This is a genomic window from Enterococcus sp. AZ011 (genome assembly GCF_050548355.1).
Classification (GTDB): Bacteria; Bacillota; Bacilli; order Lactobacillales; family Enterococcaceae; genus Enterococcus; species Enterococcus faecalis.
Genome location: NZ_CP172959.1, coordinates 1,899,747 through 1,923,869, shown reverse-complemented (window position 1 = coordinate 1,923,869; position 24,123 = coordinate 1,899,747). Strand labels below are relative to the sequence as shown.

At 37.3% G+C, this 24,123-nt stretch carries 19 protein-coding genes; 16 read left to right on the top strand and 3 right to left on the bottom strand.

All coding sequences use genetic code 11. The features are described 5' to 3' along the window. The first annotated feature begins 213 nt into the window (after positions 1–213). A complete protein-coding gene (clpB, locus tag IGL36_RS09270) occupies positions 214–2,820 on the top strand; it encodes an ATP-dependent chaperone ClpB (protein WP_002362158.1) in 2,607 nt (868 codons plus the stop codon). A gap of 34 nt (positions 2,821–2,854) precedes the next feature. Here the strand turns inward: clpB and IGL36_RS09265 are convergent, their stop codons facing one another. Both IGL36_RS09265 and IGL36_RS09260 read right to left on the bottom strand, forming a co-directional pair. After that, the gene (locus tag IGL36_RS09265) at positions 2,855–3,334 is read right to left on the bottom strand and encodes a nucleoside 2-deoxyribosyltransferase (RefSeq protein WP_002362157.1); all 480 of its coding nucleotides are present in this window, start codon (positions 3,332–3,334) and stop codon (positions 2,855–2,857) included. 23 nt (positions 3,335–3,357) lie between these two features. After that, positions 3,358–4,578, bottom strand: a complete 1,221-nt coding sequence (locus IGL36_RS09260; protein WP_002356813.1) for a GNAT family N-acetyltransferase — start codon at positions 4,576–4,578, stop codon at positions 3,358–3,360. 246 nt (positions 4,579–4,824) lie between these two features. Here IGL36_RS09260 and lepA point away from each other — a divergent pair, with 246 nt between their 5' ends. From lepA to IGL36_RS09200, 12 genes are all read left to right on the top strand, one after another. After that, on the top strand, positions 4,825–6,660 hold the full coding sequence (lepA, locus tag IGL36_RS09255; RefSeq protein ID WP_002362155.1) for a translation elongation factor 4: 1,836 nt from the start codon (positions 4,825–4,827) through the stop codon (positions 6,658–6,660). Between the two features lie 185 nt (positions 6,661–6,845). Continuing rightward, positions 6,846–7,862 (top strand): LacI family DNA-binding transcriptional regulator, encoded by a 1,017-nt coding sequence (locus IGL36_RS09250; RefSeq protein ID WP_002388286.1) that lies wholly within the window; start codon positions 6,846–6,848, stop codon positions 7,860–7,862. A gap of 158 nt (positions 7,863–8,020) precedes the next feature. Then, on the top strand, positions 8,021–9,055 hold the full coding sequence (gene iolC, locus IGL36_RS09245; RefSeq protein WP_002362153.1) for a 5-dehydro-2-deoxygluconokinase: 1,035 nt from the start codon (positions 8,021–8,023) through the stop codon (positions 9,053–9,055). A 10-nt stretch (positions 9,056–9,065) separates the two neighbouring features. After that, complete coding sequence (gene iolD, locus IGL36_RS09240) at positions 9,066–10,982, top strand: 3D-(3,5/4)-trihydroxycyclohexane-1,2-dione acylhydrolase (decyclizing) (RefSeq protein WP_002398044.1); 1,917 nt, start codon at positions 9,066–9,068, stop codon at positions 10,980–10,982. Positions 10,983–11,020: 38 nt separating this feature from the next. Further along, complete coding sequence (iolB, locus tag IGL36_RS09235; protein WP_002398045.1) at positions 11,021–11,860, top strand: 5-deoxy-glucuronate isomerase; 840 nt, start codon at positions 11,021–11,023, stop codon at positions 11,858–11,860. Positions 11,861–11,899: 39 nt separating this feature from the next. Continuing rightward, a complete protein-coding gene (locus tag IGL36_RS09230) occupies positions 11,900–13,357 on the top strand; it encodes a CoA-acylating methylmalonate-semialdehyde dehydrogenase (RefSeq protein ID WP_002398046.1) in 1,458 nt (485 codons plus the stop codon). 173 nt (positions 13,358–13,530) lie between these two features. After that, entirely contained in the window at positions 13,531–14,538 is a 1,008-nt protein-coding gene (locus tag IGL36_RS09225) for a Gfo/Idh/MocA family protein (protein ID WP_002364407.1), read from the top strand. 23 nt (positions 14,539–14,561) lie between these two features. After that, a complete protein-coding gene (gene iolG, locus IGL36_RS09220; protein WP_002398047.1) occupies positions 14,562–15,581 on the top strand; it encodes an inositol 2-dehydrogenase in 1,020 nt (339 codons plus the stop codon). A gap of 21 nt (positions 15,582–15,602) precedes the next feature. Then, entirely contained in the window at positions 15,603–16,493 is an 891-nt protein-coding gene (gene iolE, locus IGL36_RS09215) for a myo-inosose-2 dehydratase (protein WP_002398048.1), read from the top strand. Positions 16,494–16,516: 23 nt separating this feature from the next. After that, a complete protein-coding gene (locus IGL36_RS09210) occupies positions 16,517–18,112 on the top strand; it encodes a solute:sodium symporter family transporter (protein ID WP_002356828.1) in 1,596 nt (531 codons plus the stop codon). 9 nt (positions 18,113–18,121) lie between these two features. Beyond that, positions 18,122–18,445, top strand: coding sequence for a PTS sugar transporter subunit IIB (locus IGL36_RS09205; RefSeq protein ID WP_002356829.1), 324 nt, complete (start codon positions 18,122–18,124; stop codon positions 18,443–18,445). A 206-nt stretch (positions 18,446–18,651) separates the two neighbouring features. Beyond that, complete coding sequence (locus tag IGL36_RS09200; RefSeq protein ID WP_002398049.1) at positions 18,652–19,485, top strand: hypothetical protein; 834 nt, start codon at positions 18,652–18,654, stop codon at positions 19,483–19,485. A gap of 40 nt (positions 19,486–19,525) precedes the next feature. Here the strand turns inward: IGL36_RS09200 and IGL36_RS09195 are convergent, their stop codons facing one another. After that, on the bottom strand, positions 19,526–20,587 hold the full coding sequence (locus IGL36_RS09195; protein ID WP_002356832.1) for a LacI family DNA-binding transcriptional regulator: 1,062 nt from the start codon (positions 20,585–20,587) through the stop codon (positions 19,526–19,528). Between the two features lie 175 nt (positions 20,588–20,762). On the opposite strand from IGL36_RS09195, the gene IGL36_RS09190 reads away from it, so the two are divergent. The 3 genes from IGL36_RS09190 to IGL36_RS09180 are packed head-to-tail and all read left to right on the top strand — an operon-like array spanning position 20,763 to position 24,087. After that, positions 20,763–21,149: a hypothetical protein gene (locus IGL36_RS09190; RefSeq protein WP_002356835.1), complete on the top strand. Its 387-nt coding sequence runs from the start codon at positions 20,763–20,765 to the stop codon at positions 21,147–21,149. Then, a complete protein-coding gene (locus IGL36_RS09185) occupies positions 21,130–22,929 on the top strand; it encodes a DUF2264 domain-containing protein (protein ID WP_002398050.1) in 1,800 nt (599 codons plus the stop codon). The genes IGL36_RS09190 and IGL36_RS09185 overlap by 20 nt, the downstream gene beginning before the upstream one ends. 15 nt (positions 22,930–22,944) lie before the next feature. After that, positions 22,945–24,087: a glycoside hydrolase family 88 protein gene (locus tag IGL36_RS09180; protein WP_002356837.1), complete on the top strand. Its 1,143-nt coding sequence runs from the start codon at positions 22,945–22,947 to the stop codon at positions 24,085–24,087. Positions 24,088–24,123: the final 36 nt, after the last annotated feature.

Here is a 24,123-nt window from a genome sequence, read left to right as displayed (position 1 = left end):
AACAGTGATATTTAACTGTTTTAGGTTTTTTTTATCAAAAAGGTCAAAAAAGGTCAATTTATTTATTGACCTTTACTGACCAATGGAGTATAATAAATTTATAAGGTTTACAGATACCTTAACTTTTGAAGAAATCCATCAAAAGTCGGATAATAATAATTGTAAAGAATGTTAAAATAAAAAAGGCAAAACAATAAACGGGAGGGATCGTTTATGAATATTGAAAAAATGACAACCACGCTTCAAGAGGCGATTGCTGAAGCTCAAAAAGTTGCGGTGACACGGCAACATCAAGAAATTGATATCGCACATTTATGGAAAATTTTTCTTCAACCAAACCATTTTGGACGTAATTTTTACACAGATGCTGGTTTAGATGTTGACGCATTTGAACGAGAAGTAGATAACGCGTTAGATGAATATCCAAGTGTGGCAGGCGGTAATGTACAATATGGTCAAAATTTAAGTCAAAATTTGTTCCATTTATTGCAAGAAGCTGATTCACTTCGAGAAGAATTCCAAGATGAATTTTTATCAACCGAAATTGTACTTTTAGCTTTAATGAAATTGAAAAATTATCGTTTAACAAAATATTTAATGCAACAAGGCATTACGGAAAAAGAGTTAAGAAAAAATATTGAAGAGATGAGAGGAGGAGATCGTGTGACTTCTCAAAACCAGGAAGAACAATATAAAGCACTAGAAAAATACGGTGTTGACTTAGTACAACAAGTAAAAGCAGGAAAACAAGATCCAATCATTGGTCGTGACGAAGAAATTCGTGACGTTATTCGGATTTTATCAAGAAAAACTAAAAATAATCCAGTCTTAATTGGTGAACCAGGTGTTGGTAAAACAGCGATTGTTGAAGGATTAGCACAACGAATCGTTCGTAAAGATGTTCCCGAAAACTTAAAAGATAAAACCATTTTTTCTTTAGATATGGGTGCCTTAATTGCGGGAGCAAAATTCCGTGGCGAATTTGAAGAACGGTTAAAAGCTGTTTTAAAAGAAGTGAAAAAAAGTGATGGCAAAATCATTTTATTCATTGATGAAATTCATAATATCGTCGGAGCTGGTAAAACAGAAGGCAGTATGGACGCCGGGAATTTATTAAAACCGATGCTAGCACGTGGTGAATTGCATTTAATCGGTGCCACAACGCTTGATGAATATCGCCAATATATGGAAAAAGATAAAGCCTTAGAACGTCGTTTCCAAAAAGTATTAGTCAAAGAACCAACAGTAGAAGATACAATTTCTATTTTGCGTGGCTTAAAAGAACGATTTGAAATTCACCACGGCGTGAATATTCATGACAATGCTTTAGTTGCTGCCGCTACTTTATCCGATCGCTATATTACTGATCGTTTCTTACCAGATAAAGCGATTGACTTAGTCGATGAAGCAAGCGCAACGATTCGAGTGGAAATGAATTCAATGCCAACAGAGCTCGATCAAGTAACACGTCGGTTAATGCAACTAGAAATTGAAGAAGCGGCCTTGAAAAAAGAATCGGATGATGCAAGTAAAAAACGGTTAGCCAACTTGCAAGAAGAATTAGCAGATTTGCGTGAAGAAGCCAACTCAATGAAAATGCAATGGGAAACGGAAAAAGAAGAAGTTAATGCGGTTTCCAATAAACGTGCAGAGATTGATAAAGCAAAACACGAATTAGAAGATGCTGAAAATAATTATGATTTAGAACGAGCTGCTGTTTTGCGTCATGGAACAATTCCGCAATTAGAACATGAATTGAAAGAATTGGAAGAAAAAAACGCCAAAGATAACGTTAAAATGGTACAAGAATCGGTTACTGAAAACGAAATTGCGCAAGTGGTCGGTCGTTTAACCGGCATTCCTGTGACAAAATTAGTTGAAGGCGAACGAGAAAAATTAATGAAACTGAATGAAACATTACACAAACGTGTGATTGGTCAAGATGAAGCCGTCGATGCTGTTAGTGATGCGGTGATTCGTTCAAGAGCAGGCTTACAAGATCCAAATCGCCCACTTGGTTCGTTCCTTTTCCTAGGACCAACTGGTGTTGGTAAAACAGAACTTGCTAAAGCTTTAGCTGAAGATTTGTTTGATTCTGAAGATCATATGGTGCGGATTGACATGAGTGAATACATGGAAAAACATGCCGTGTCTCGTTTGGTTGGTGCCCCTCCAGGCTATATTGGTTATGAAGAAGGTGGCCAGTTAACAGAAGCTGTTCGTCGAAACCCTTATACAATTGTCTTATTAGACGAAATTGAAAAAGCGCACCCAGATGTCTTTAATATCTTATTACAAGTTTTAGATGATGGTCGTTTGACAGATTCTAAAGGTCGGGTCGTTGATTTTAAAAATACGGTTTTAATTATGACAAGCAACATCGGCTCTCAGCTTTTATTGGAAGGTGTGACACCTGAAGGAACAATTCCAGAAGAAGTTGAAAATCAAGTCATGAATATTCTAAAAGGACACTTTAAACCAGAGTTCTTAAACAGAATTGATGATACCATTTTATTTACACCATTGAGCTTGGATAATGTGAAAGGAATCATTGGTAAAATGACCGCACAACTTGCTCATCGTTTAGAGCAACAAGAAATTGTGTTGGAAATCACTGATGAAGCTAAAACATGGATTGCTGAAAATGGGTATGAGCCAGCTTATGGAGCTCGTCCGTTAAAACGTTTCATTACTCGCGAAGTCGAAACACCATTAGCAAAAGAAATTGTTTCTGGTCGAGTAATGCCAAAAACAAAAGTCACGATTAGTCTATTAGACAATCAATTAGTTTTTGAAAATGAACCAATAGAAGAAGTATAAAAAAAGAACGAGTGAATTCGCTCGTTCTTTTTTATTATGACAATCGTTGCTTAATTTCTTCCAACAAATCCTCTTCTGAAGAAACAACCCGACCATTCAATTTAATCAAACCAACTGTGTAAAGGTTTAAATAATGGAATTGATTTTCAGCGACTTCGTTCAAAGCATCAAGCTTTTGGTGATTATCAGCACCTTGTTGGCGGCTGTCTGTGTAAAGGGCAACCACTGGGATTCCTTTGGCATAAGCAACACCAATTTCGGAAGCTACGCCCGCATCAATGGTTGGACCGTCTAATAAAGCAACCAATAAGTCGCTAGCAAGGACGTTTTCTGTATCTGCTAAGGCAATCATTTTACTATCGGCATAAGCCGATTTGTCGTTAATCGCCGCATTTTCTTGTGGTAAATAAAGATCGATTGTTTTATCCAATTGTCGAATTTGTTCGACTAAATAGGCATTATAACGTAAGTCAGCTTGCGAAAATAAAGGTCCTGCAAAATAAATTTTTGTCATTTGTCTGTCTCCAATCCAAGGGTTTAGAAATAATCACTGAAATAAGCTTCTTGGTCAGGAAAAATCCGTTCCAAAGAATTTAAAGTTTCTTTATCTGTATCAATGCGCTCAATTCGATGTAAGTACGAAGGGCGTCGGTAATTCATGACTAAACAAGTTAGTGTTTGAATATCTAAGTGAACGGCGGTGCCTAGAGGTTCATCCGTAATGGTCACTTGATCATTTTCATCCCAAATTAAGCCAAAAATACCATTATTCCACTCAGCAACAGGATCTTTAACGACAAAATGGAAGGGCTTAGCCGTACTTTCAAAAGGAAAATTTTCTAAAAAGGCTTTGACATCAACAATTCGAGCCATATAATAGGGTTCAATGCTTTCTTTAATTTGGCTGTCTTCTAAAAGAAAGGCTAGTGGTTCGTTTTTATAGATATCGCCCTTGACCCAATAAACCATCGAAAAATGCGCAGTAATAAAATTCCACAAGCCATTTCGGGCTTCTTGGTTCAAGTAAAACATTTCCTTAATATGAAATACCTCATCGGCCACCCAATAGAAAAGTACTCCTAAAGGTTCTTGATTGGCACCATAATAGACAGCAGCAGTCCGTTCTTCCTCGTTTTCGAAACGCCAATATTCTTCCCAGTTGAAGGCACTACGAATGAGCGCGCCGTGATTTTGACGAGCGAATCGCGCATAGACATCAAAGACATCTGGGTGATCGACAGCTAACCGTTCAATCATTCCTGGAACAGGAACGGTTTTTGGTAATTGCGTATCCCGAATTTTAAAAGATAACTTGTCGGACATGATTTCCCAACCTTTACGTCGGTAATAAGGAATGTTGTAAGGGAAAAGATAAGAAATCCACTGTTTATCTTGGCGCATTTCTTCTAATGCCGTTTGAATTAAGTCTTTCATTAAACCGTGGTTGGCATATTCAGGATAGGTACCGACACCAGTAACGCCGCCCATTTTATATAAAGCGCCATGGATATTGACTTCGCATGGATAGATAGCAATTTGTGAAATTAATTGATTTTCGTGAAACCAGCCAAATACTTTTGAAAGTTCTAAAATCGGTTGTTTTGATTTGATAAATGCGCGTTTATTTTCAAAACCACTTTCTTCAATATCTGCTTCAGTCACTTGAAAAACATAGGAAAGAAGTTCATTAAATTGATCAATGTGTTCTTCCTCAACAGGCTTTAAGGTCAGTTGCTTTCGAAATTCTTGTTCATCCATTTTTCCATCTCCAATAAATTTACTGTTTTTAGTATACCAAATTTTTCGAAACTCTGTTAGCCTTTCGAAACCAAAAGAATAAAAGGGAAGTGCTTTAAATCTTCTTCAAAAATTGGTATAATGAAAAGTGCTGATTATCCTAGACCTTTAAATATGATAATTTGATAAAAAAGGCAACTAAAATATAACAATTGATTAATGAAGCTAGCAGGGAGCTAGCTTTTCTTAAAAGAAATGAGGCAAAAAATGAACAATAAAGAAATGAAAGCAAGACAAGAGAAAATTCGTAATTTCTCGATCATTGCCCACATTGACCATGGGAAGTCAACTTTAGCCGACCGGATTTTGGAAAAAACAAATACAGTTAGCAGTCGAGAAATGCAAGATCAATTACTTGATTCAATGGATTTAGAGAGAGAACGCGGCATTACCATCAAATTAAACGCAATTGAATTAAACTATACAGCCAAAGATGGTGAAACCTATACTTTCCATTTGATTGACACACCAGGGCACGTCGATTTCACCTACGAAGTTTCTCGTAGCTTGGCAGCTTGTGAAGGGGCTGTTCTAGTTGTTGATGCGGCGCAAGGAATTGAAGCGCAAACGCTAGCAAATGTCTATTTGGCATTGGATAATGACTTAGAAATTTTACCTGTTATTAATAAAATTGATTTACCCGCCGCTGATCCAGAGCGTGTTCGGACAGAGATTGAAGACGTAATTGGAATTGATGCATCGGAAGCTGTTTTAGCAAGTGCAAAAGCAGGGATTGGGATTGAAGATATTTTAGAACAAGTGGTGGAGTATGTACCAGCTCCATCAGGCGATATTGAGGCTCCTTTAAAGGCTTTGATTTTTGACTCTATTTACGATAGTTATCGGGGGGTCGTTTTAAACATCCGTGTAATTGACGGTGTCGTTCGTCCTGGGGATAAAATCCAAATGATGAGTAACGGTAAAACGTTTGATGTAACAGAAGTCGGCGTTTTTTCACCGAAACCAATCGCTCGTGATTATTTAATGGTTGGTGATGTGGGCTATATCACCGCTAGCATTAAAACGGTTCAAGATACACGGGTCGGGGATACAGTGACTTTGGCCGACAATCCAGCAGCAGAAGCACTACCAGGCTATCGCAAAATGAATCCAATGGTTTATTGTGGCTTATATCCAATTGATACGTCGCGCTACAATGATTTACGGGAAGCATTAGAAAAATTACAATTAAATGATGCGGCGTTACAATTTGAACCGGAAACATCGCAAGCTTTAGGGTTTGGTTTCCGTTGTGGTTTCTTAGGTTTGCTGCACATGGATGTTGTTCAGGAACGTTTGGAACGAGAATTTAATTTAGAGTTAATTACAACAGCACCGTCCGTAATCTATCACGTTAATAAAACTGACGGAACAACCGTTGTTGTTGACAACCCAGCTGAATTTCCAGAACCAGTAACGATTGAATCTGTGGAAGAACCTTATGTTAAAGCGCAAATCATGGTGCCAAACGATTATGTAGGAGCAGTAATGGAATTATCACAACGTAAACGTGGCGAATTCATTACAATGGATTACTTAGACGATTATCGTGTAAACGTAGTTTATGAAATTCCGTTATCTGAAATCGTGTTTGACTTTTTCGATAAATTGAAATCAAGTACAAAAGGCTATGCATCCTTAGATTACGAAATGGCTGGCTATCGTACCAGCCGTCTAGTAAAAATGGATATTCTATTAAATGCTGAAAAAGTGGATGCTTTAAGCTTTATTGTTCACCGAGATTTCGCATTTGAGCGTGGTAAAGCGATTGTTGAGAAACTGAAAAAACTAATTCCACGTCAACAGTTTGAAGTCCCAGTTCAAGCGGCGATTGGTCAAAAAATTGTGGCTCGTTCAGATATTAAAGCCTTACGCAAAAACGTACTGGCTAAATGCTATGGTGGCGATGTTTCTCGTAAACGTAAATTGTTAGAGAAACAAAAAGAAGGGAAGAAACGGATGAAACAAATTGGATCCGTGGAAGTTCCTCAAGAAGCCTTTATGGCGGTTCTGAAAATGGATGAAGATGATCAGAAAAAATAACTTATCAAAAAAGTACCTCAGTCTGAGCTGAGGTGCTTTTTTTGAAAATATAAATTAAAGTAAACTACATTTTAAAATAAAACACGCAAAATTGCGTGCTTTTTTATATTGTGATAGAATATACATACGAAAGCTTATAAATAATCAAAATAATTTTGCAAATCAAGTAAATAAGGAGAGAACAAATGGCTGGAACAATAAAAGAAATTGCTGAAAAAGCAGGAGTATCTAGGGGAACTGTGGATCGAGCATTAAATAATCGCGGCCGAATCAATCCTGAGGTTGCTGAAAAAATTAAAACAATAGCGAAAGAAATGAACTATGTTCCGAAGAAAAAAAAGATGGCCAAAGAAGAACCAATCAAATTAGGTGTTGTGACACAATTGGCAAAATCTTCTTTTATGATTCCAATTCGATCAGGTTTACAAGCAGTTATAGGTGATCTAAAAAAAAGAAATATCGATTGCTTTTTAGAGGAAATAGACGGGGTCGATGAAGCGGCGCAGTTACAGGCACTTGAACGCTTGTTAGGACTTGGTGTAAAAGGAATTGCCATCATGCCAGTTGATAGCGTGGCGATTAGGGAAAAAATCAATCAGCTTACGGAACAAGGCATTAAGGTCATCACATTCAATTCGGACATTGTTGGTAGTAAACGTCAATGCTTTGTCGGAATGGATAACTTTAAAAGCGGGAAGACAGCTGCTGGATTATTAGGAATGTTGACAAAAGGAGAGGGAGATGTCCTAGCTATTACTGGATATTTTGGAAATAGTGTGAATAGTTTACGAGTTGCTGGTTTTGTTGAAGAATTGAAACAGTCATTTCCACAATTGAAATTAACAGGTGTTCAAAGCAGTTTTGATTCGAGCGATGAAGTCGAAAAGATTTTAAGTGACACATTAGAGAACTATACTAATTTAAAAGGCGTCGTTGTGTTTTCAGGAGGTCAAGCAGGAATTGCTCGTGTGTTGAAAAAAAGGGCAGGTAAAGACAGACCGTATGTGATTATCTATGATTTAACTGAGAAAAATATCGAGATGCTGAAAAAAAATCAAGTTGACTTTCTAATTGATCAAGATGGTTTTACGCAGGGTTATCGTTCTTTGCTATTATTAGCGAATCAACTACAGAATAATAAATTTATGACAGAAGAGATGTTATTTACAGATATCATTATTAAAACAAAATATAATCTTTAAAAGAAGTGTGAATCTTGCTGTAAAGCAATTCATGCTTCTTTTTTTGCGTTCTTTTAAAATGCACGCAAAAATTATGTGCTAATTTAATGTTGCACGCATTTTGAAAGCGTGCTATAATTCGTTTGTAAATAATAGAAGAACGAAGAAGAGGTGGATCTATGAGTTATATTAGCTTTGATCAATCAAAAGAATTTGATCTAGTTCTTTTAGGTAGAGTGGCTATCGATTTTAACCCTGCCTATAATGAGCAAGTTAAAGAAGAATTTAAGCCTTTAAAAAATGTTCATATGTTTGAAAAGTTTGTGGGAGGTTCTCCTGCAAATATTTCCGTGGGTATCACCAAACATGGGATGAAAGCTGGTTTCATTGGGAAAGTATCCGATGACCAGTTCGGAGAATATGTTATTGATTATTTTAATGAGCAAGGCATTGATACTTCTCAGATAAGTAAAGCGCAGCATGGCGAAAAGTTGGGTCTGACTTTTACAGAAATGCTATCGCCTAAAGAAAGTAGTATTTTAATGTATCGGAACCAAGCTGCGGATTTACAACTAAGTGTCGAAGATATCGATGAAGATTATTTGAAACGTTCAAAAGCCTTATTAATTTCAGGGACTGCTTTGGCGGAAAGCCCTTCAAGAGAAGCCGTGTTAAAAGCTGTGATGTTAGCGAAAAAAAACAACGTCAAAATTATTTTTGATATCGACTATCGAGAATACAATTGGAAAAATGTGGATGAAATCGCTATTTATTATTCAATAGTTGCGAAAGAATCAGATATTATTATGGGCTCGAGAGAAGAATTTGATTTAACCGAAAGATTGATTCAACCAAATATGACAGATAATGAAAGCGCTGTTTTTTGGCATAATTGTGGCGCTCAAATAGTCGTTATTAAACACGGAATGAAAGGCTCAACAGCTTATACAGCAGATCAACAACAGTTTTCAATTAAACCATTTCCAGTGGAGGCACGCAAGGGATTTGGTGGCGGTGATGGCTATGCAGCTGGATTTTTATATGGTTTATTTGAAGGTTGGGAAATTATCGATTGCTTGGAGTTTGGCTCAGCGGAAGCTTCGATGATGGTCAAAAGTAACAATTGCTCAGATTCTTTACCAACGACGCAAGAAGTAAAAGAGTTCATTAAACTGGAGAAGGAAATATACGGCGAAATGATCGCCAGGATTTAAGGTGGATAAAATGGAAAAGACGATTCGTTTAACGACAGCACAAGCATTATTAAAATTTTTGAATCAACAATATATCAGCATTGATGGAAAAGAAACACCTTATGTGGAAGGAATCTTTCATGTATATGGTCATGGGAATGTTTTAGGGATTGGTCAAGCGTTGGAACAAGATCCGGGACATTTAAAAAGTTACAGTGGAAAAAACGAACAAGGGATGGCTCATGCTGCTATCGCTTTTGCTAGACAAAGTTTACGTAAGAAAATATTCGCAGTTTCAGCGTCTGCTGGTCCAGGTTCAGCTAATTTATTGACTGCTGCTGGAACCGCCTTCGCTAATAATATACCTGTATTGTTTCTGCCAGCAGATACGTTTGCTACTCGGCAACCAGATCCCGTATTACAGCAGTTGGAACATGAATCAAGTGTAACTTTTTCTACCAACGATGCTTTCCAAGCGGTTTCTCGCTATTGGGATCGTATTAATCGGCCAGAACAACTGATGTCAGCATTGCTACGAGCATTTGAAGTTATGACCAATCCTGCAACTACAGGACCTGCCACCATTTGTTTGCCACAAGATGTTGAGTCAGAAGCCTATGATTATCCAGTAGAGTTTTTTAGAAAAAGAGTTCATTATATCGATCGACGGATGCCGACAATTCGTGAGCTTGAAACAGCTAGTCACTTGATAAAGGATAGTAAACACCCAGTAATTATTGTGGGGGGCGGCTGCAAGTATTCAGAAGCAGGTGAGAGCCTTCAGAAAATTTCTCAAGTTCATCAGATACCTTTGGTTGAAACACATGCTGGTAAATCAACTGTTTCATGGGAATTTGAAAATAATCTTGGAGGCTTGGGAATTTTAGGTACCTCGGCTGCTAATAAAGCTGTTCAGCAAGCGGATTTGATTATTGGAATTGGCACGCGTTATACGGATTTTACCACTGCATCAAAAAGTATTTTTAATTTTGAACAATCAAAAATGATAAATATTAACGTAAGTCGACCACAGACTTACAAAATGGAAGCGTTTCAAATTGTGGGAGATGCTCGAGCAACCTTAGAAGGAATTCTGCCAATGATTGAAGGATATCGGACGGCTTATGGTGAAAAAATCACTGAACTGAAGAACGAATGGGTGAAAGAGCGGGAGCGATTAAAAACAACTCATTTTAAACGGAAAGATTTTGATCCGGAAATCAAAAACCACTTTACACAGGATATTTTAAATGATTATGCTGATTCTTTGAATACAACTCTGACACAAACAGAGGTTTTCGTTCATCTGAATGATTTTGTCGAAGATGATGCGATTGTGATTGGTTCGGCAGGGTCATTACCAGGAGATATGCAACGATTGTGGAATCCTGTAAAGGAAAATACTTATCATTTAGAGTATGGCTATTCTTGTATGGGCTATGAAATTGCTGGTGCAATGGGGGTACGTCTTGCTAATCCTGATCAAGAGGTTTACGCATTAGTCGGTGACGGTAGTTTTTTGATGTTGCATAGCGAACTGGTCTCTGCATTACAATATGACAAAAAAATCAATATTGTTCTGTTCAATAATTCTGGGTTCGGATGCATTAATAATCTGCAAATGGAGAATGGCGGCGTAAGTCAAGGGACGGAATTTAGAAATACAAAAGGCGAAATTATGAATATCAATTATGCTAAAATCGCTGAAGGATATGGTGCCAAAGCGTATCAAGTCCATTCGATTGAAGAACTAAAACAGGCGATTGTCGACGCGAAAAACCAAACGCAATCGACATTGATTGAAATAAATGTTCTTCCTAAAACGATGACTGCTGGTTACGATGGTAGTTGGTGGAATGTCGGTGTTGCTGAAGTATCAGAAAAACCAGCGATTCAAGAAGCATACCAAGTTAAAAAAGAAAAACTTGCAACTGCTAGAAAATATTAGGTATTCGTCATACAACCAAAAAGTTAGGAGCGAATGAATTGAAAAAAACATTGAAACATCAACCGTTGATAAAAGAACTAGCTCCCGGTGTTCGACAAGTTCAAAATATTCGAAAAAACAACACTGATTTACAGTATATTGAGTTTCAAGTTCTTGAATTAGATAATGGAGCAATGTATCAAGAAGCTGGTAATGAACTGGAAGTTTGTATCGTCGTATTAACTGGCAAAATCAATGTTAAGGTGCGCGATAAATGGTACGAGAATTTAGGTAAACGAACCTCTGTTTTTGAAAAAATTCCGACAGATAGTATCTATATTCCAGCAAAAACGTCGTTTGAACTAATAGCAACTTCTGATACTGTTCGTTTGGCCCTTTGTTATTCGCCAGCTAAAAAAAAGTTGCCAGTGCATGTGATTACCGCTGAGGAAAATACGGTTGAAAAACGAGGGATATATCAGAATAAACGACTAGTGCATAACATTTTACCAGACAATGTCGATACTGCCAGTAGTTTGTTGGTGGTTGAAGTCTACACTGAAGGTGGTAACTTTTCTAGCTATCCACCACACAAACATGACCAAGAAAATTTACCTGACGAATCTTATTTAGAAGAGACGTATTATCATGAGCTGAATCCAGAGCAAGGCTTTGTTTTTCAACGAGTATATACAGAGGATGGTTCTATAGATGAAACGATGACTGTAGAGCATCAAAATGTTGTGGAGGTACCTAAGGGATATCATCCTGTCGGCGTGCCAGATGGTTACACCTCTTATTATTTAAATGTGATGGCAGGACCTGAACGAATTTGGAAGTTTCATAACGAGAAAAAACACGAGTGGATTTTAAATCGGAACGAATTGACTAACAATTAGAAACAAAAAAATAAGTAGACTTTTTTAGGAGGAAAATAAATGACTCGATTTTTAAAGAATTATATAGGTGGCCGCTGGGTAACAAGTACAGCCACTGAATTTGAAGAAGTGGTCAATCCGGCAACAGAAGAAGCATTAGTAAATGTTCCATTATCTAGTGAAGCAGAAACTGCAGAAGCAATCAGAGTAGCGGATGAGGCTTTTCAAACATGGAAAAAAGTAAGTGTTCCAGTTCGTGGCCGCTATCTTTTCAAATTGCATCATTTATTGATGACGAATAAAGAAGAGCTAGCACGATTAATTACGCTTGAAAATGGAAAATCTTTGTCAGAATCATTAGGTGAGGTTCAGCGAGGGATTGAAAATGTCGAGCACGCAGCGAGCATTACGAATTTAATAATGGGTGATTCTCTATCCACAGCGGCTACAGATATTGAAATTACCAATTACCGTTATCCCATCGGTGTTGTTGGGGGAATTACTCCTTTCAATTTTCCGATGATGGTACCGTTTTGGATTTTCCCAATGGCGTTAGCAGCAGGGAATACGGTGGTGCTGAAGCCTTCCGAAAAAACGCCATTATTGATGGAAAAAATTGTTGAATTAATAGAAGAAGCAGGATTTCCAAGTGGCGTCTTTAATGTTGTCTATGGGGCACACGATGTTGTTAATACTTTATTGCGTGATCCATTAGTAAAAGGAATTAGCTTTGTGGGCTCAAAAAATGTTGGTGAATATGTCTATAAAGAAGGAACAAAAAATCTGAAACGAGTCCAAGCACTAACTGGCGCAAAAAATCATGTTATCGTTTTAAAAGATGCCAACCTTGATCGTGCAGTAAAAGACATTATCGGTGGCTCTTTTGGATCAGCCGGTGAACGCTGTATGGCTGCTTCGGTGATCGTTGTAGAAGAAACTATTGCAGATCAATTCGTTGAAAAATTTAAGGCTGCAGCACAGACGATAAAAATTGGAAATGGTCTGGAAGAAGGAGTCTTTTTAGGCCCCGTGATTCGAAAAGAGGCGCAGCAACGAACATTTGATTACATTCAAAAAGGTATCGATGAAGGAGCGGACTTATTGTTAGATGGCCGTGAAAATATTCCTGAAAAAGGCTACTTCGTGGGACCTACGATCTTTGATCGTGTCACGATGGACATGAAGATTTGGCAAGATGAAATTTTTGCACCCGTTGCCTCAATTGTTCGAGTGAAAAATCTAGAAGTAGCAGTTACACTGACCAATCAATCAGAATTTGCTAACGGTTCATGTCTCTATACGAGTAATGCTTCAGCTATCCGTTACTTTAGAGAGAATGTTGATGCAGGAATGTTAGGCATCAACTTAGGTGTACCAGCACCAATGGCTTGGTTTGCTTTTTCCGGCTGGAAACACTCTTTCTATGGTGACTTACACGCCAATGGAAAAGACAGTGTAGAATTTTATACACATCGAAAAGTTGTGACCGCTCGATACGCTCCTAGCGAAATAAACTAGTTTTACTTCGAAGCTCTGTCAAAGGAGCTTCGAAGATTCTATGATTAAAGCGGTGAAAGTATCTTTTGTTAGTACAAATGTAAGACAGGACTTTCTGAAAATAATGATTGACTAAATTAAATTGTAAGCGTATACATAATACGCATAAAATAAAGAAATCGGAGGACAAATAATTGAAAGTAAAAGTAGGCGTAATTGGTACAGGGGCGATTGGAATCGAACATATTAACAGAATTAATCACAAGACACAAGGCGCTTTTGTAACAGCAGTATCAGATATTAATGTTGAAGCGGCAAGCAAAATTGCTGAGGAGATTGGGGCTCAATTTTTCAAAACAGGCGAAGAATTAATTGCTTCTGAAGAAGTGGAAGTTGTTGTTGTTACTTCCTGGGACCCAACACACGAAAAATATGTCTTGGAAGCAATCAAGCATGGAAAATACGTATTCTGCGAAAAACCATTAGCAATGGATGCCGCAGGATGTCGCCGAATTGTAGATGCAGAAGTCGCTTATGGTAAAAAATTGGTACAGGTGGGCTTCATGCGTCGATACGATCGTGGCTACATTGAGTTGAAAGAAGCAATTGAATCAAAACAGTATGGTGAAGCTCTGATGCTCCATTGTGCGCATAGAAATCCAAGCGCTGATGAAAATTATAAGACGCCAATGGCAATCAGTAATACTGCAATCCATGAAATTGATGTTCTTCGTTGGCTATTAGCCGAAGATTATGCCTCAGTGCAAATGATTTTACCAAAGAAAACCAGTCATACACATGCAGATTTACATGATCCTCAATTACTGATTTTCCAGACGAAATCAGGTGTAACAATTGATTTAGAAATTTTTGTTAATTGTCGTTTTGGCTACGACATTAAGTGTGACGTAGTTTTTGAAACGGCAGAAGTCGGAATGACGGATCCAGCCTATACCAAAATTAAAGCTGCGGAGAAAAATTACACACCAATTTCGCCCGACTGGCAAACGCGTTTTCTAGATGCGTATGATTACGAATTTAAGTTATGGGTTGATTCAATTAAAAACGATAAACTTGTTGGTCCAACTGCTTGGGATGGCTACGTGGCAGCAATCACAATGATGGCTTGTCATGAATCTCGTGAGTCAGGGGAAAAAGTAATGATTGAAATAGATGAACAACCAGCGTTATATACCAAATAATTCTTAAAAAAAGGAGGGGTTTTGTGGAAAATATTAGAGTAGGAATCGTAGGACTAGGTAGATTAGGCAAGGTACACGCAAAAAATTTATCTTCTGCTGTTAGTGGCTGTGAGCTTACGGCCGCCTGTAGTTTAGTTGAATCAGAATTAGCATTTGCACAGAAGGAGTTAGGTGTTAAGTATACGTTTTCTAGTTATGAAGAAATGGTTCAAAGCGCTGTAATTGATGCCGTTTTTATTGTTTCACCTTCAGGATTCCACTGTGAACAAGTCCGTTTAGCTATGGAAAATGGGAAACACGTATTTACTGAAAAACCATTGGGAATTGAAATTGAGGACATAAAAAAAACACAAGAGGTTATTGAAAAATATCCCGAGCAAGTATTTATGTTAGGTTTCATGCGCCGTTACGATGAATCTTATCAGTATGCGAAAAAAATGGTAGAAGATGGGGAAATTGGGGAAGTCACGTTAATCCGTTGTTATGGAATTGATCCGAGTGATGGACTGGAAAGCTTCGTTAAGTTTGCAATGAACAATGATAGTGGCGGTTTATTTCTAGATATGGCGATTCACGATATTGATTTGGTTCGTTGGTTTACTGGTCAAGAGGTAGAACAAGTTTGGGCAATTGGTAAAAATGCTGCATATCCAGAATTAGATCAAGTCGGTGAATTGGAAACCGGAGCAGCTATGATGAGTCTTAAAGATAAAACAATGGCTTTACTAGTTGCTGGAAGAAATGCTGCACATGGTTACCATGTCGAAACAGAAATCATGGGCACCAAAGGGATATTACGAGTAGCGCAAGTACCTGAAAAAAATTTAGTGACTGTTATGAATAATCAAGGGGTTGTGCGACCTTGCTCTCAAAACTTTCCAGAAAGATTTAGAGAAGCATTCATTCGAGAAGCACAAGAATTTATTTCCTGTATTCAAGAAAAACGTCAACCAGCAGTTAATGCAGAAGATGGGCTACAATCAACAAAAATTGCATTAGCTTGTCAAGAATCATTTGATACGAATCGTTTGGTACAACTATAAATGAAGTAGGAGAGTGACATAATGGCGAAACAAATTCAACTAGCTATTGCGCCGATTGCATGGACAAATGATGATATGCCAGAGCTAGGAAGCGAAAATACGTTTGAACAATGCGTTAGTGAGATGGCGCTAGCTGGATTCACAGGTACGGAGATTGGCAATAAGTATCCAAAAGATCCACAGGTTTTAAAACAATATTTAGATATTCGTGGACTAAAAGTAGCGAGTGCCTGGTTTAGTACATTTTTAACAACAAAACCTTTCGAAGAAACCGCGGAAGACTTCAAAAAACATCGAGATTTCTTACATGCAATGGATGCTAAGGTTATTGTTGTGGCTGAACAAGGACACAGCATACAAGGAATTATGACGGCTCCTGTTTTTAATGAGAAACCAATTTTTTCTGATGAAGAGTGGGAAAAACTAGCTGAAGGATTAGAAAAACTAGGAGACTTGGCACATGAAAAAGGTATGGAGATTGTTTACCATCACCATATGGGGACAGGAGTCCAAACGACTGAAGAAATCGATCGATTAATGAAAATGACGGATCCGACAAAAGTTAAATTATTGTTTGACACTGGCCATCTTGTCTTCTCAGGAGAAGATCCAATCGCAATCTATCAGCGCTATCAAGACCGGATTAAACACATTCACTTCAAAGATATTCGCCAACAAATGGCAGAGGAAGTCAGAACAGAAGAAGATAGCTTCTTAAAGGCCGTGAAAAAAGGCGTCTTTACAGTCCCTGGGGATGGTATGATTGATTTCAAACCAATTTGGTCAGCAATCGAAGAGAGTGGCTATAAAGGTTGGATTGTAGTTGAAGCGGAACAAGATCCTGCCAAAGCCAATCCGTTTGAATATGCCGTCAAAGCACGAAACTATATCCGAAAGGTCGCCGATCTTTAATCTAATCGAGAAGGAGCTAGACAATGAATCTATTTTCAATAATCAGTTTCCTAGTAATTGTCATCTGCGTATGGATTTTTGCCTATTCTCGATCCAGAAGTGTAGATACTTCTGGATCAGAAGGTTTCTTCATGGGTGGCCGAAGCTTAACAGCCTTACCGATTGCTGGGACAATTATTATGACCAACCTATCCACAGAGCAAATTGTTGGACAAAACGGTCAAAGCTATCATGCAGGAATGGAAGTAATGGCTTGGGAAGTAACTGCTGCAATTGCAATTGTCGCATTGGCAGTCATTTTTTTACCAAAATATTTTAAATACGGTATTAATACGGTTTCAGATTTCATTGAAATTCGTTATGATACAGTTACAAAACGAATTATTTCAATCTTGTTTATTGTTACCTATATGATTTCTTTTTTACCAGTAGTTCTTTATTCTGGGTCACTAGTATTCAATAAGATTTTTCATATTGATGAGCTGCTGGGTGTCGAACCTATTGTCGCAATCATTCTTGTGGCGATGGTGATTGGTATTGTTGGGATTCTTTATCTGCTGATTGGCGGCCTATCTTTAAGTGCCAATAGCGATTCGATTTATGGCGTTGGTTTATTGGTTTGTGGTTTGTTGGTTCCAATACTAGGTTTAATGAAACTGGGTGATGGCAGTTTTATTGGTGGGATTGAACAGGTTGTTGAAAACACACCATGGTTACTGAACTCTGTAGGTGCAATTGATTCTGCTGTTGTACCATGGCCAACATTATTTACAGGGATGTTGTTTAATAATTTGTATTTCTGGTGTACCAATCAGATGATTGTTCAAAAAGCACTTTCAGGAAAAAATTTAGCAGAAGCACAAAAAGGGGCTTTTTTAGTGGGGATTTTCAAAGTGTTTGGTGCATTATTCTTAGTATTTCCAGGAATTGTTGCAAGAAATCTTTTTGGGGATGCGTTGATGTCCAATCCTGATAACGCATATCCATATTTAGTAACTGAAGTTTTACCAAAAATGCTTTTCGGCATTTTTGCTGCAGTTATTTTTGGGGCAATTTTATCTTCCTTTGCGGGGGCTTTAAATGCAACCTCCACTCTGTTTTCGTTAGATTTTTACAAACCAATTATCAATAAGAAAGCAGATGACAAACAAATTGCTCGTGCGGGAAAAACAGTTACAGTTATTGTAGGGATTATTTCAATTATCGTTGCACCGTTTATTTCTTTTGCACCAGCTGGATTGTACCAATTTGTTCAAGAGTTTAATGGATTATACAATATGCCATTGTTAGTGATTATACTTTTTGCGTTTTATTCCAAAAAAGCAACTGCTTTTGGAGCAAAAATGACAATTGCTATCCATATTGTTTTGTATGCGCTATCAAAAGTGTTTTTGAAAGATATCCATTTTTTATATGTCTTAAGCCTGCTCTTCTTCTTAGACATTCTTATTTTAATAGTAGTTTCTAAAATAAAACCAGATGGCGAATTTGTTTTAAATTCTTTTGATACGAAAGTAAATATTGAACCTTGGAAACATACAAAACTTGTCGCAAGTATATTAGTTGTCGTGGTTATCCTAACCTATGCAGCATTTTCACCAATCGGATTTGCTAGATAAAAATATTTCATGAATGAGGAGAAGTTTATGAGCAAAAACATATTGATTATTTGTGAGACAGGAATTAGTGCATCGCTGTTAGTTTCAAAATTACTTGAAGCAATTAGGGAAAAAGAGTTATCTTATGATTTAGATTATGCGCCTGTTTGTCGGATTGAGGAAAAACTTGGTTATAAAGAGTATGATGTGTTAATGTTGACCCCACAAGTCGCTCGTGTCAAAGAAAAAGTGGAAAAATATTTAGAAGGCTGTCAGGGGCAGGTTGTTTTTATCGATCAAGAAGATTTTCGTTATATGAACACAGAGAAGATACTCGCAAGTATCGAAAAGTAAGATTTAGAGAGTGGGACATCAGTCAATTTTGGTTGATGTCCTGCTTTTTTATTGTGTTCAAAAGAGCAGAGTCAAAATCTTACGTTTCATAGTGAATATCAAATGCTTTTCTTTTATAGAAATAAAGCTAAAGTTATTATTTTAGTAAAAAATAGATTAATTTACTAAAATAATATATAATAAAGGTAAAATTAGGAGGGAAGCATATGACGTGTATTTCATTATCGATTTTAAATCAAGAACAAGAAGTTAGAAAAGCTAAGATAGATGATTCAGATTCTTTGAAAGAGTTAACTATTACAGGAAAAGATTTTGTTTGTTTAGCTGCTCGGGATTGTCAATTACAAGACGGCGATGTGATTCAAGTTTGTTTAGATACGCCCAATACTTATTTAATGGTGAAGTTAGATGCTACGCTTGATAGCAGTTTAATTTATGTTCCAGAACAAAAATGGACGTTTCCAATCAAAAAAAATGAAAACGCTATCGAAGCGCGAGCAGCGTATCGTTTTGAAACCAAGAAACCTTATATAAGTGTGCGTATTGCCACTAAAGAAGAAATTAAGAGTTATCGTAATTGGGCGTTAAATCCGCATGATTTACAACATTTTACTGGTGCGTATCCTCATGCATCTGCCAACGTGGAAACGCGAAATGATGCTACTTTTTTTGCTTGTAATGCGATTGACGGTACCTTCGCTAATCTTTATCATGGGCCGTATCCTTATCAATCATGGGGGATTAATCAGCAATTAGATGCCGCATTAAAAATTGAATTTGGGCGTGAAGTCTTGTTGGATAAAGTGATCTTAACATTACGAGCGGACTTTCCTCATGATAATTATTGGCAACAAGTGACTTTAAAATTTTCCGACGGTACACATGAAGTTTTTAAAACTGTTAAGACTGAGCAACGCCAGAGCTTTACCTTTGCGAAACGGGCAGCGGAGTGGGTGATACTAACAGAGTTAATTCAAGCAGATGAACCATCACCATTTCCAGCATTAACACAAATTGAATTATTTGGTCAAAACAAATAAAAAATAAGGACGGTTCCTTTATAGGAGCGGTCCTTATTTTTTATTTCTGGCGTGGGCTAGTTGTCGATTGGCGGACAACCAATTCTGTGTTTAACAGGACTCTACGAGGAATGCTAGGCATTTGAATTCGTTTGTGCAATAAATTAATGCCTGTCTCGCCCATTTCTTCAGTAAAGGCATGGACAGAGGATAGCGGCGGTGAGACATATTGAGAAATAGAGATATCATTGATCCCCATGACACTAATTTCTTCAGGAACCTTTATACCGTGTGCGGCTAACGTATGTATCACACCGATTGCAAAGGCGTCATTATAAGCAAGAATCGCAGTAGGTAAATCATTTCCCCATTTCTCTAACGCTTCTTCTGTCAATTGTTCCCCTGTTTTGACATCCAACATGCCATTTTCTTTTAAGATAAAATAATCTTCGTTAAACAAGTGATAATGCTGCATAATGTCAAGATAAGCGTTGGTTGTCGGTGTTTTATAGCGACGGAAACCATACATATTTTCGCTTTCTTCGGCACCAATAAAGGCAATTTTTTCGTGGCCCAATTCCAAAAGATGGGTTAAGGCAATCTCGGTTGCTTGATAAAAATCAGTATTTACAGAATCAAATTCTTCCAATGGGAAATTACTGCCAATTACACAAAGATTGGGATGCAGTTGCTGCAACTCTTGTAACGTCTTTTGAGTGAATTTACCAATTGCCAAAATGCCATCAATCCCTTGAAGGTTATGTTGTTCCAATTGAGAAACTTTTAGAATATTGTAACCTAACTCTTCGGCCCGTTTTTCAGCTCCTAAACGAATCGACATATAGTAAATATCCGTTAGTTCTTCGTCATCTGAACGCCACTGAACGACGGCAATCGAAGGCTCTTGCGGAGCTGTTTGTACGGAAAGGTTAGGTGTCAGTTGCTCCTGCTGTTTGTTTTTATTTTTAGTTTTATATTTCGTATAATTCAGGGTTTCTGCTGCTTCAAAAATTTTTCGCTTGGTTTCCTCTGTAACGGATAAGTTTGGATCATAGTTCAGAACTCGCGATACAGTTGAAATTGAAACATTCGCGACTTTTGCGATATCTGTGATAGTTGCCATTCTAAATGCCTCCTTCTCAAGTACTATTATAGCATATAGTATATTTCTTTTTAGTAAAAAAAAGCAAGAAAAAGCTTTTTTTACTTTTTTTTAGCAAAAACTATTGATTTTTTGACTAAAAAAATATACTATAAAGTCAAAGAAAGCGCTTTAATTCGATGGAGAAGGTGGTTTAGTGAAAAGATTTTCACTTTTTTTACTAATTTTACTTGCTTTAACAGGTTGTAAATCTGGTGAAAAAGAATTTGATGAAGAATCTCTTCAAAATCTAAAGGAAACGGCACAGTCTTATTCAGAAACAGAATTACAAAATGGTGACGTTCGTTTAAATGAATATATTTCTTTGAAAGGGGAGATTGTTGAGAGCGACAGTCGTTCCAGTTTAATAAAAAAAGGTGATCGTTTTATTTTGAAAAGTGGTTCTAGTAAATATCAAGTTTTTAATGAGCAAAAGAAAAAATTGAAAATTGGTGACGAAGTGACAGTTTACGGAGAATATTACGGCTTTTTGAAAGGGACATTAATTGAAAGTGAGGAGAATCATGATTCAGCCACGAATTAGACAGAATCCTTTTGAAACATACGAAGAGGTTGCAGAAGGATTTGAAGATTTATTAGCGCCACTGGAATTGTTTTTTGATCGAGAGTATCAAGGTCATCTGGATTTAGGGACACACGGGACAGTTTATTCTAAAGGGACACGTGATGCGGAGGCATTTTTACGACCGTTATGGGGACTAGGTCCTTATGTAACGCAAAATGAAAGTGAGTATTTGAATGACTTTCTAACTGGAATTATCGAAGGAACCGATCCTGAGAGTTCATCTTATTGGGGAAAAACAAAAGATTATGATCAATTGATTGTTGAGATGGCAGCATTAAGTACGTTTCTTTTGTTAAACAAAGAAAAAACGTGGGACCAATTAACAAAAGAACAGCAAAACAATTTACACAGTTGGCTGATACAAGCCAATGAAAACATTATTCCGCCAAATAATTGGCATTTCTTTAGAGTGTTGCTGAATTTAGCGATGAAACATTGTGAAATGCCGTATTCAAAAGAACAGATTGCTGTTGATTTGGCTGTAATTGATCGTTTTTATGTCGGTAATGGTTGGTATTATGACGGAGTCGAGACACAAGTTGATTATTATGTTTCTTTCGCTATTCATTATTATAGTTTATTGTATTGTCGTTTTGCCCCGGAAGATACCGCAAGAGTGGCTATTATGAAGGAACGAGCAACTTTGTTCGCGCAAGAGTTTAAATATTGGTTTACTCAGCCAGGAGAAGCGATTCCCTTTGGACGTAGCTTAACGTATCGTTTTGCTCAAGTGTCATTTTTTAGTGCTTTAGTTTTTGCAGATGTTGAAGCATTGCCGTGGGGTGAGATCAAAGGTCTAATCAGCCGACATCTTCATCAATGGATGAACAAAGATATTTTTACAACAGATGGATTATTGTCGGTAGGTTATGATTATCAAAATATGGTCTTTGCCGAAGGCTATAATGGTCCTGGTTCACCTTATTGGGCCTTTAAAACATTCATTTTGTTAGCGGTTCCAAAAGATCATCCTTATTGGCAAGCAGAAACACAGCCTATTAGCTTTCCAGAAAAACACTTACCTTCACCAGAAAGTCGGAACTACTATCAAGTAAATGATGCAGGGACACATGGTTTAATGTTTCCAGCGGGACAATTTATTAATTATCAAGCTCATGCGCATGATAAATATAGTAAATTTGTTTATTCTTCCCATTTTGGTTTCAGTACTATAAAGAGTGATTATTGGTATTACGAAGGTGCTTATGATAATTGCTTGGCTTTAGCTGAAGACGACCATTATTTCCGCACGAAAGGATTAGATGATCAGTGCGAAATTCTTGATGATCGTATCATTCATCAATGGCATCCTTGGTCCGATGTAGCAATCAAAACGACAATTGTACCATTAGAAGGCCAGCATTTACGGATCCACGAAATTGAGACACAACGTGCATTAGTGGCTTATGAAGGTGGCTTCTCAATCCCGCTCTTCGATGAAAAGGTCACTTGTGTTTCTGATCAAATGGCTGAGGTAAAAAATGCAAAAGGTGTGTCAAAAGTAGAAAATATCAACGGCTTTTCTGAAGCTGCGATTATTCGAACAGAACCGAATACAAATTTACTTTATCCGTTAACGGAGTTGCCATATTTGAAAGCAAACTTGTCGAAAGGGAAACATCTTTTAATTTCATTGGTGACAGGCGTACTACCGAATGAACAAATTGAGCCAGTTAAAGTTAGGTTAAAAGAAAATCAGCTTTTAGTTGAAGAAAAAGTTGTAATTTTGGGGAATTAGGGGGAGAAATACACAATGACAGAAAATGGACAGATTGAGTGGTTGCCGAAGCAAATCAGTTTTGCTTTAAACAAAGTTCGAGGAAATTTAGAGACATTTAAAGAATTAGTTCCACCCGCGGCAAGTTTAAATCAAATTTATTATCCTGAAGAAAATATTGACTGGACGGCCAGCTTTTGGCCAGGAATGTTATTTTTAGCAAAGGAATTAACAAATTCAACAGAGTTCGATGAAGTGATTACCACACAGATGGCTTCTTTTCAACATCGCTTGGATGAACAAATTGAGCTGGAAACACATGATATAGGCTTTTTGTATATTTTAACAGCCATTGCTGATTATCAAGTCAATGGTCATGAGGCCTCAAAAGAAATGGCCTTGCAAGCTGCGGACTTATTAATGAAACGTTATTCACCAAAAGCCAAGATTATTCAAGCTTGGGGGAATTTAGACGATCCAGAGCAACGAGGTAGAATGATTATTGATTGTTTAATGAACTTACCATTATTATACTTTGCAGCAAAAATGACTGGCAAGCAAGAGTATTATGAAGCTGCCTACAATCATGCGAAACAAACACAAAAATATATTGTGCGAGAAAATCACACTACGTTCCATACGTATTATTTTGATACGGAAACAGGCGAAGCTTTATACGGTAAGACGCAACAAGGATATTCAGACGATTCTTGTTGGGCTCGCGGCCAAGCCTGGGGAATTTACGGCTTTACGTTAAGTTATTTATATACAGGAGATAGTAGTTTTCTGGAAACAGCAAAAAATGTTGCTGATTACTTTATTCAAGAATTACCAGAAGACAAAATCTGTTACTGGGATTTAATTTTCAATGAAGGGAGTGAAGAAGAACGTGATAGCTCATCTGCTGCAATTGCTGCATGTGGCTTACTAGAATTATCTCGTCAGCTTCCATTAAATGATGAAAAACATGGCTATTATGAAAAGGTTGCGCTAGAACTATTACAAGCATTAGCGGAAAAGTATACAACGGTTTTACGACCAGAGTCGAACGGCCTATTGCTTCATGGTGTCTATGATAAAAAAACAAATACAGGAGTCGATGAATGCATGATTTGGGGCGACTACTTTTATTTGGAAGCGTTAACTCGTTTAGCGAAAAGCTGGTATTCTTTTTGGTAATTCATGGAGGAAAACTCCTAAAAAATAATAAATAGC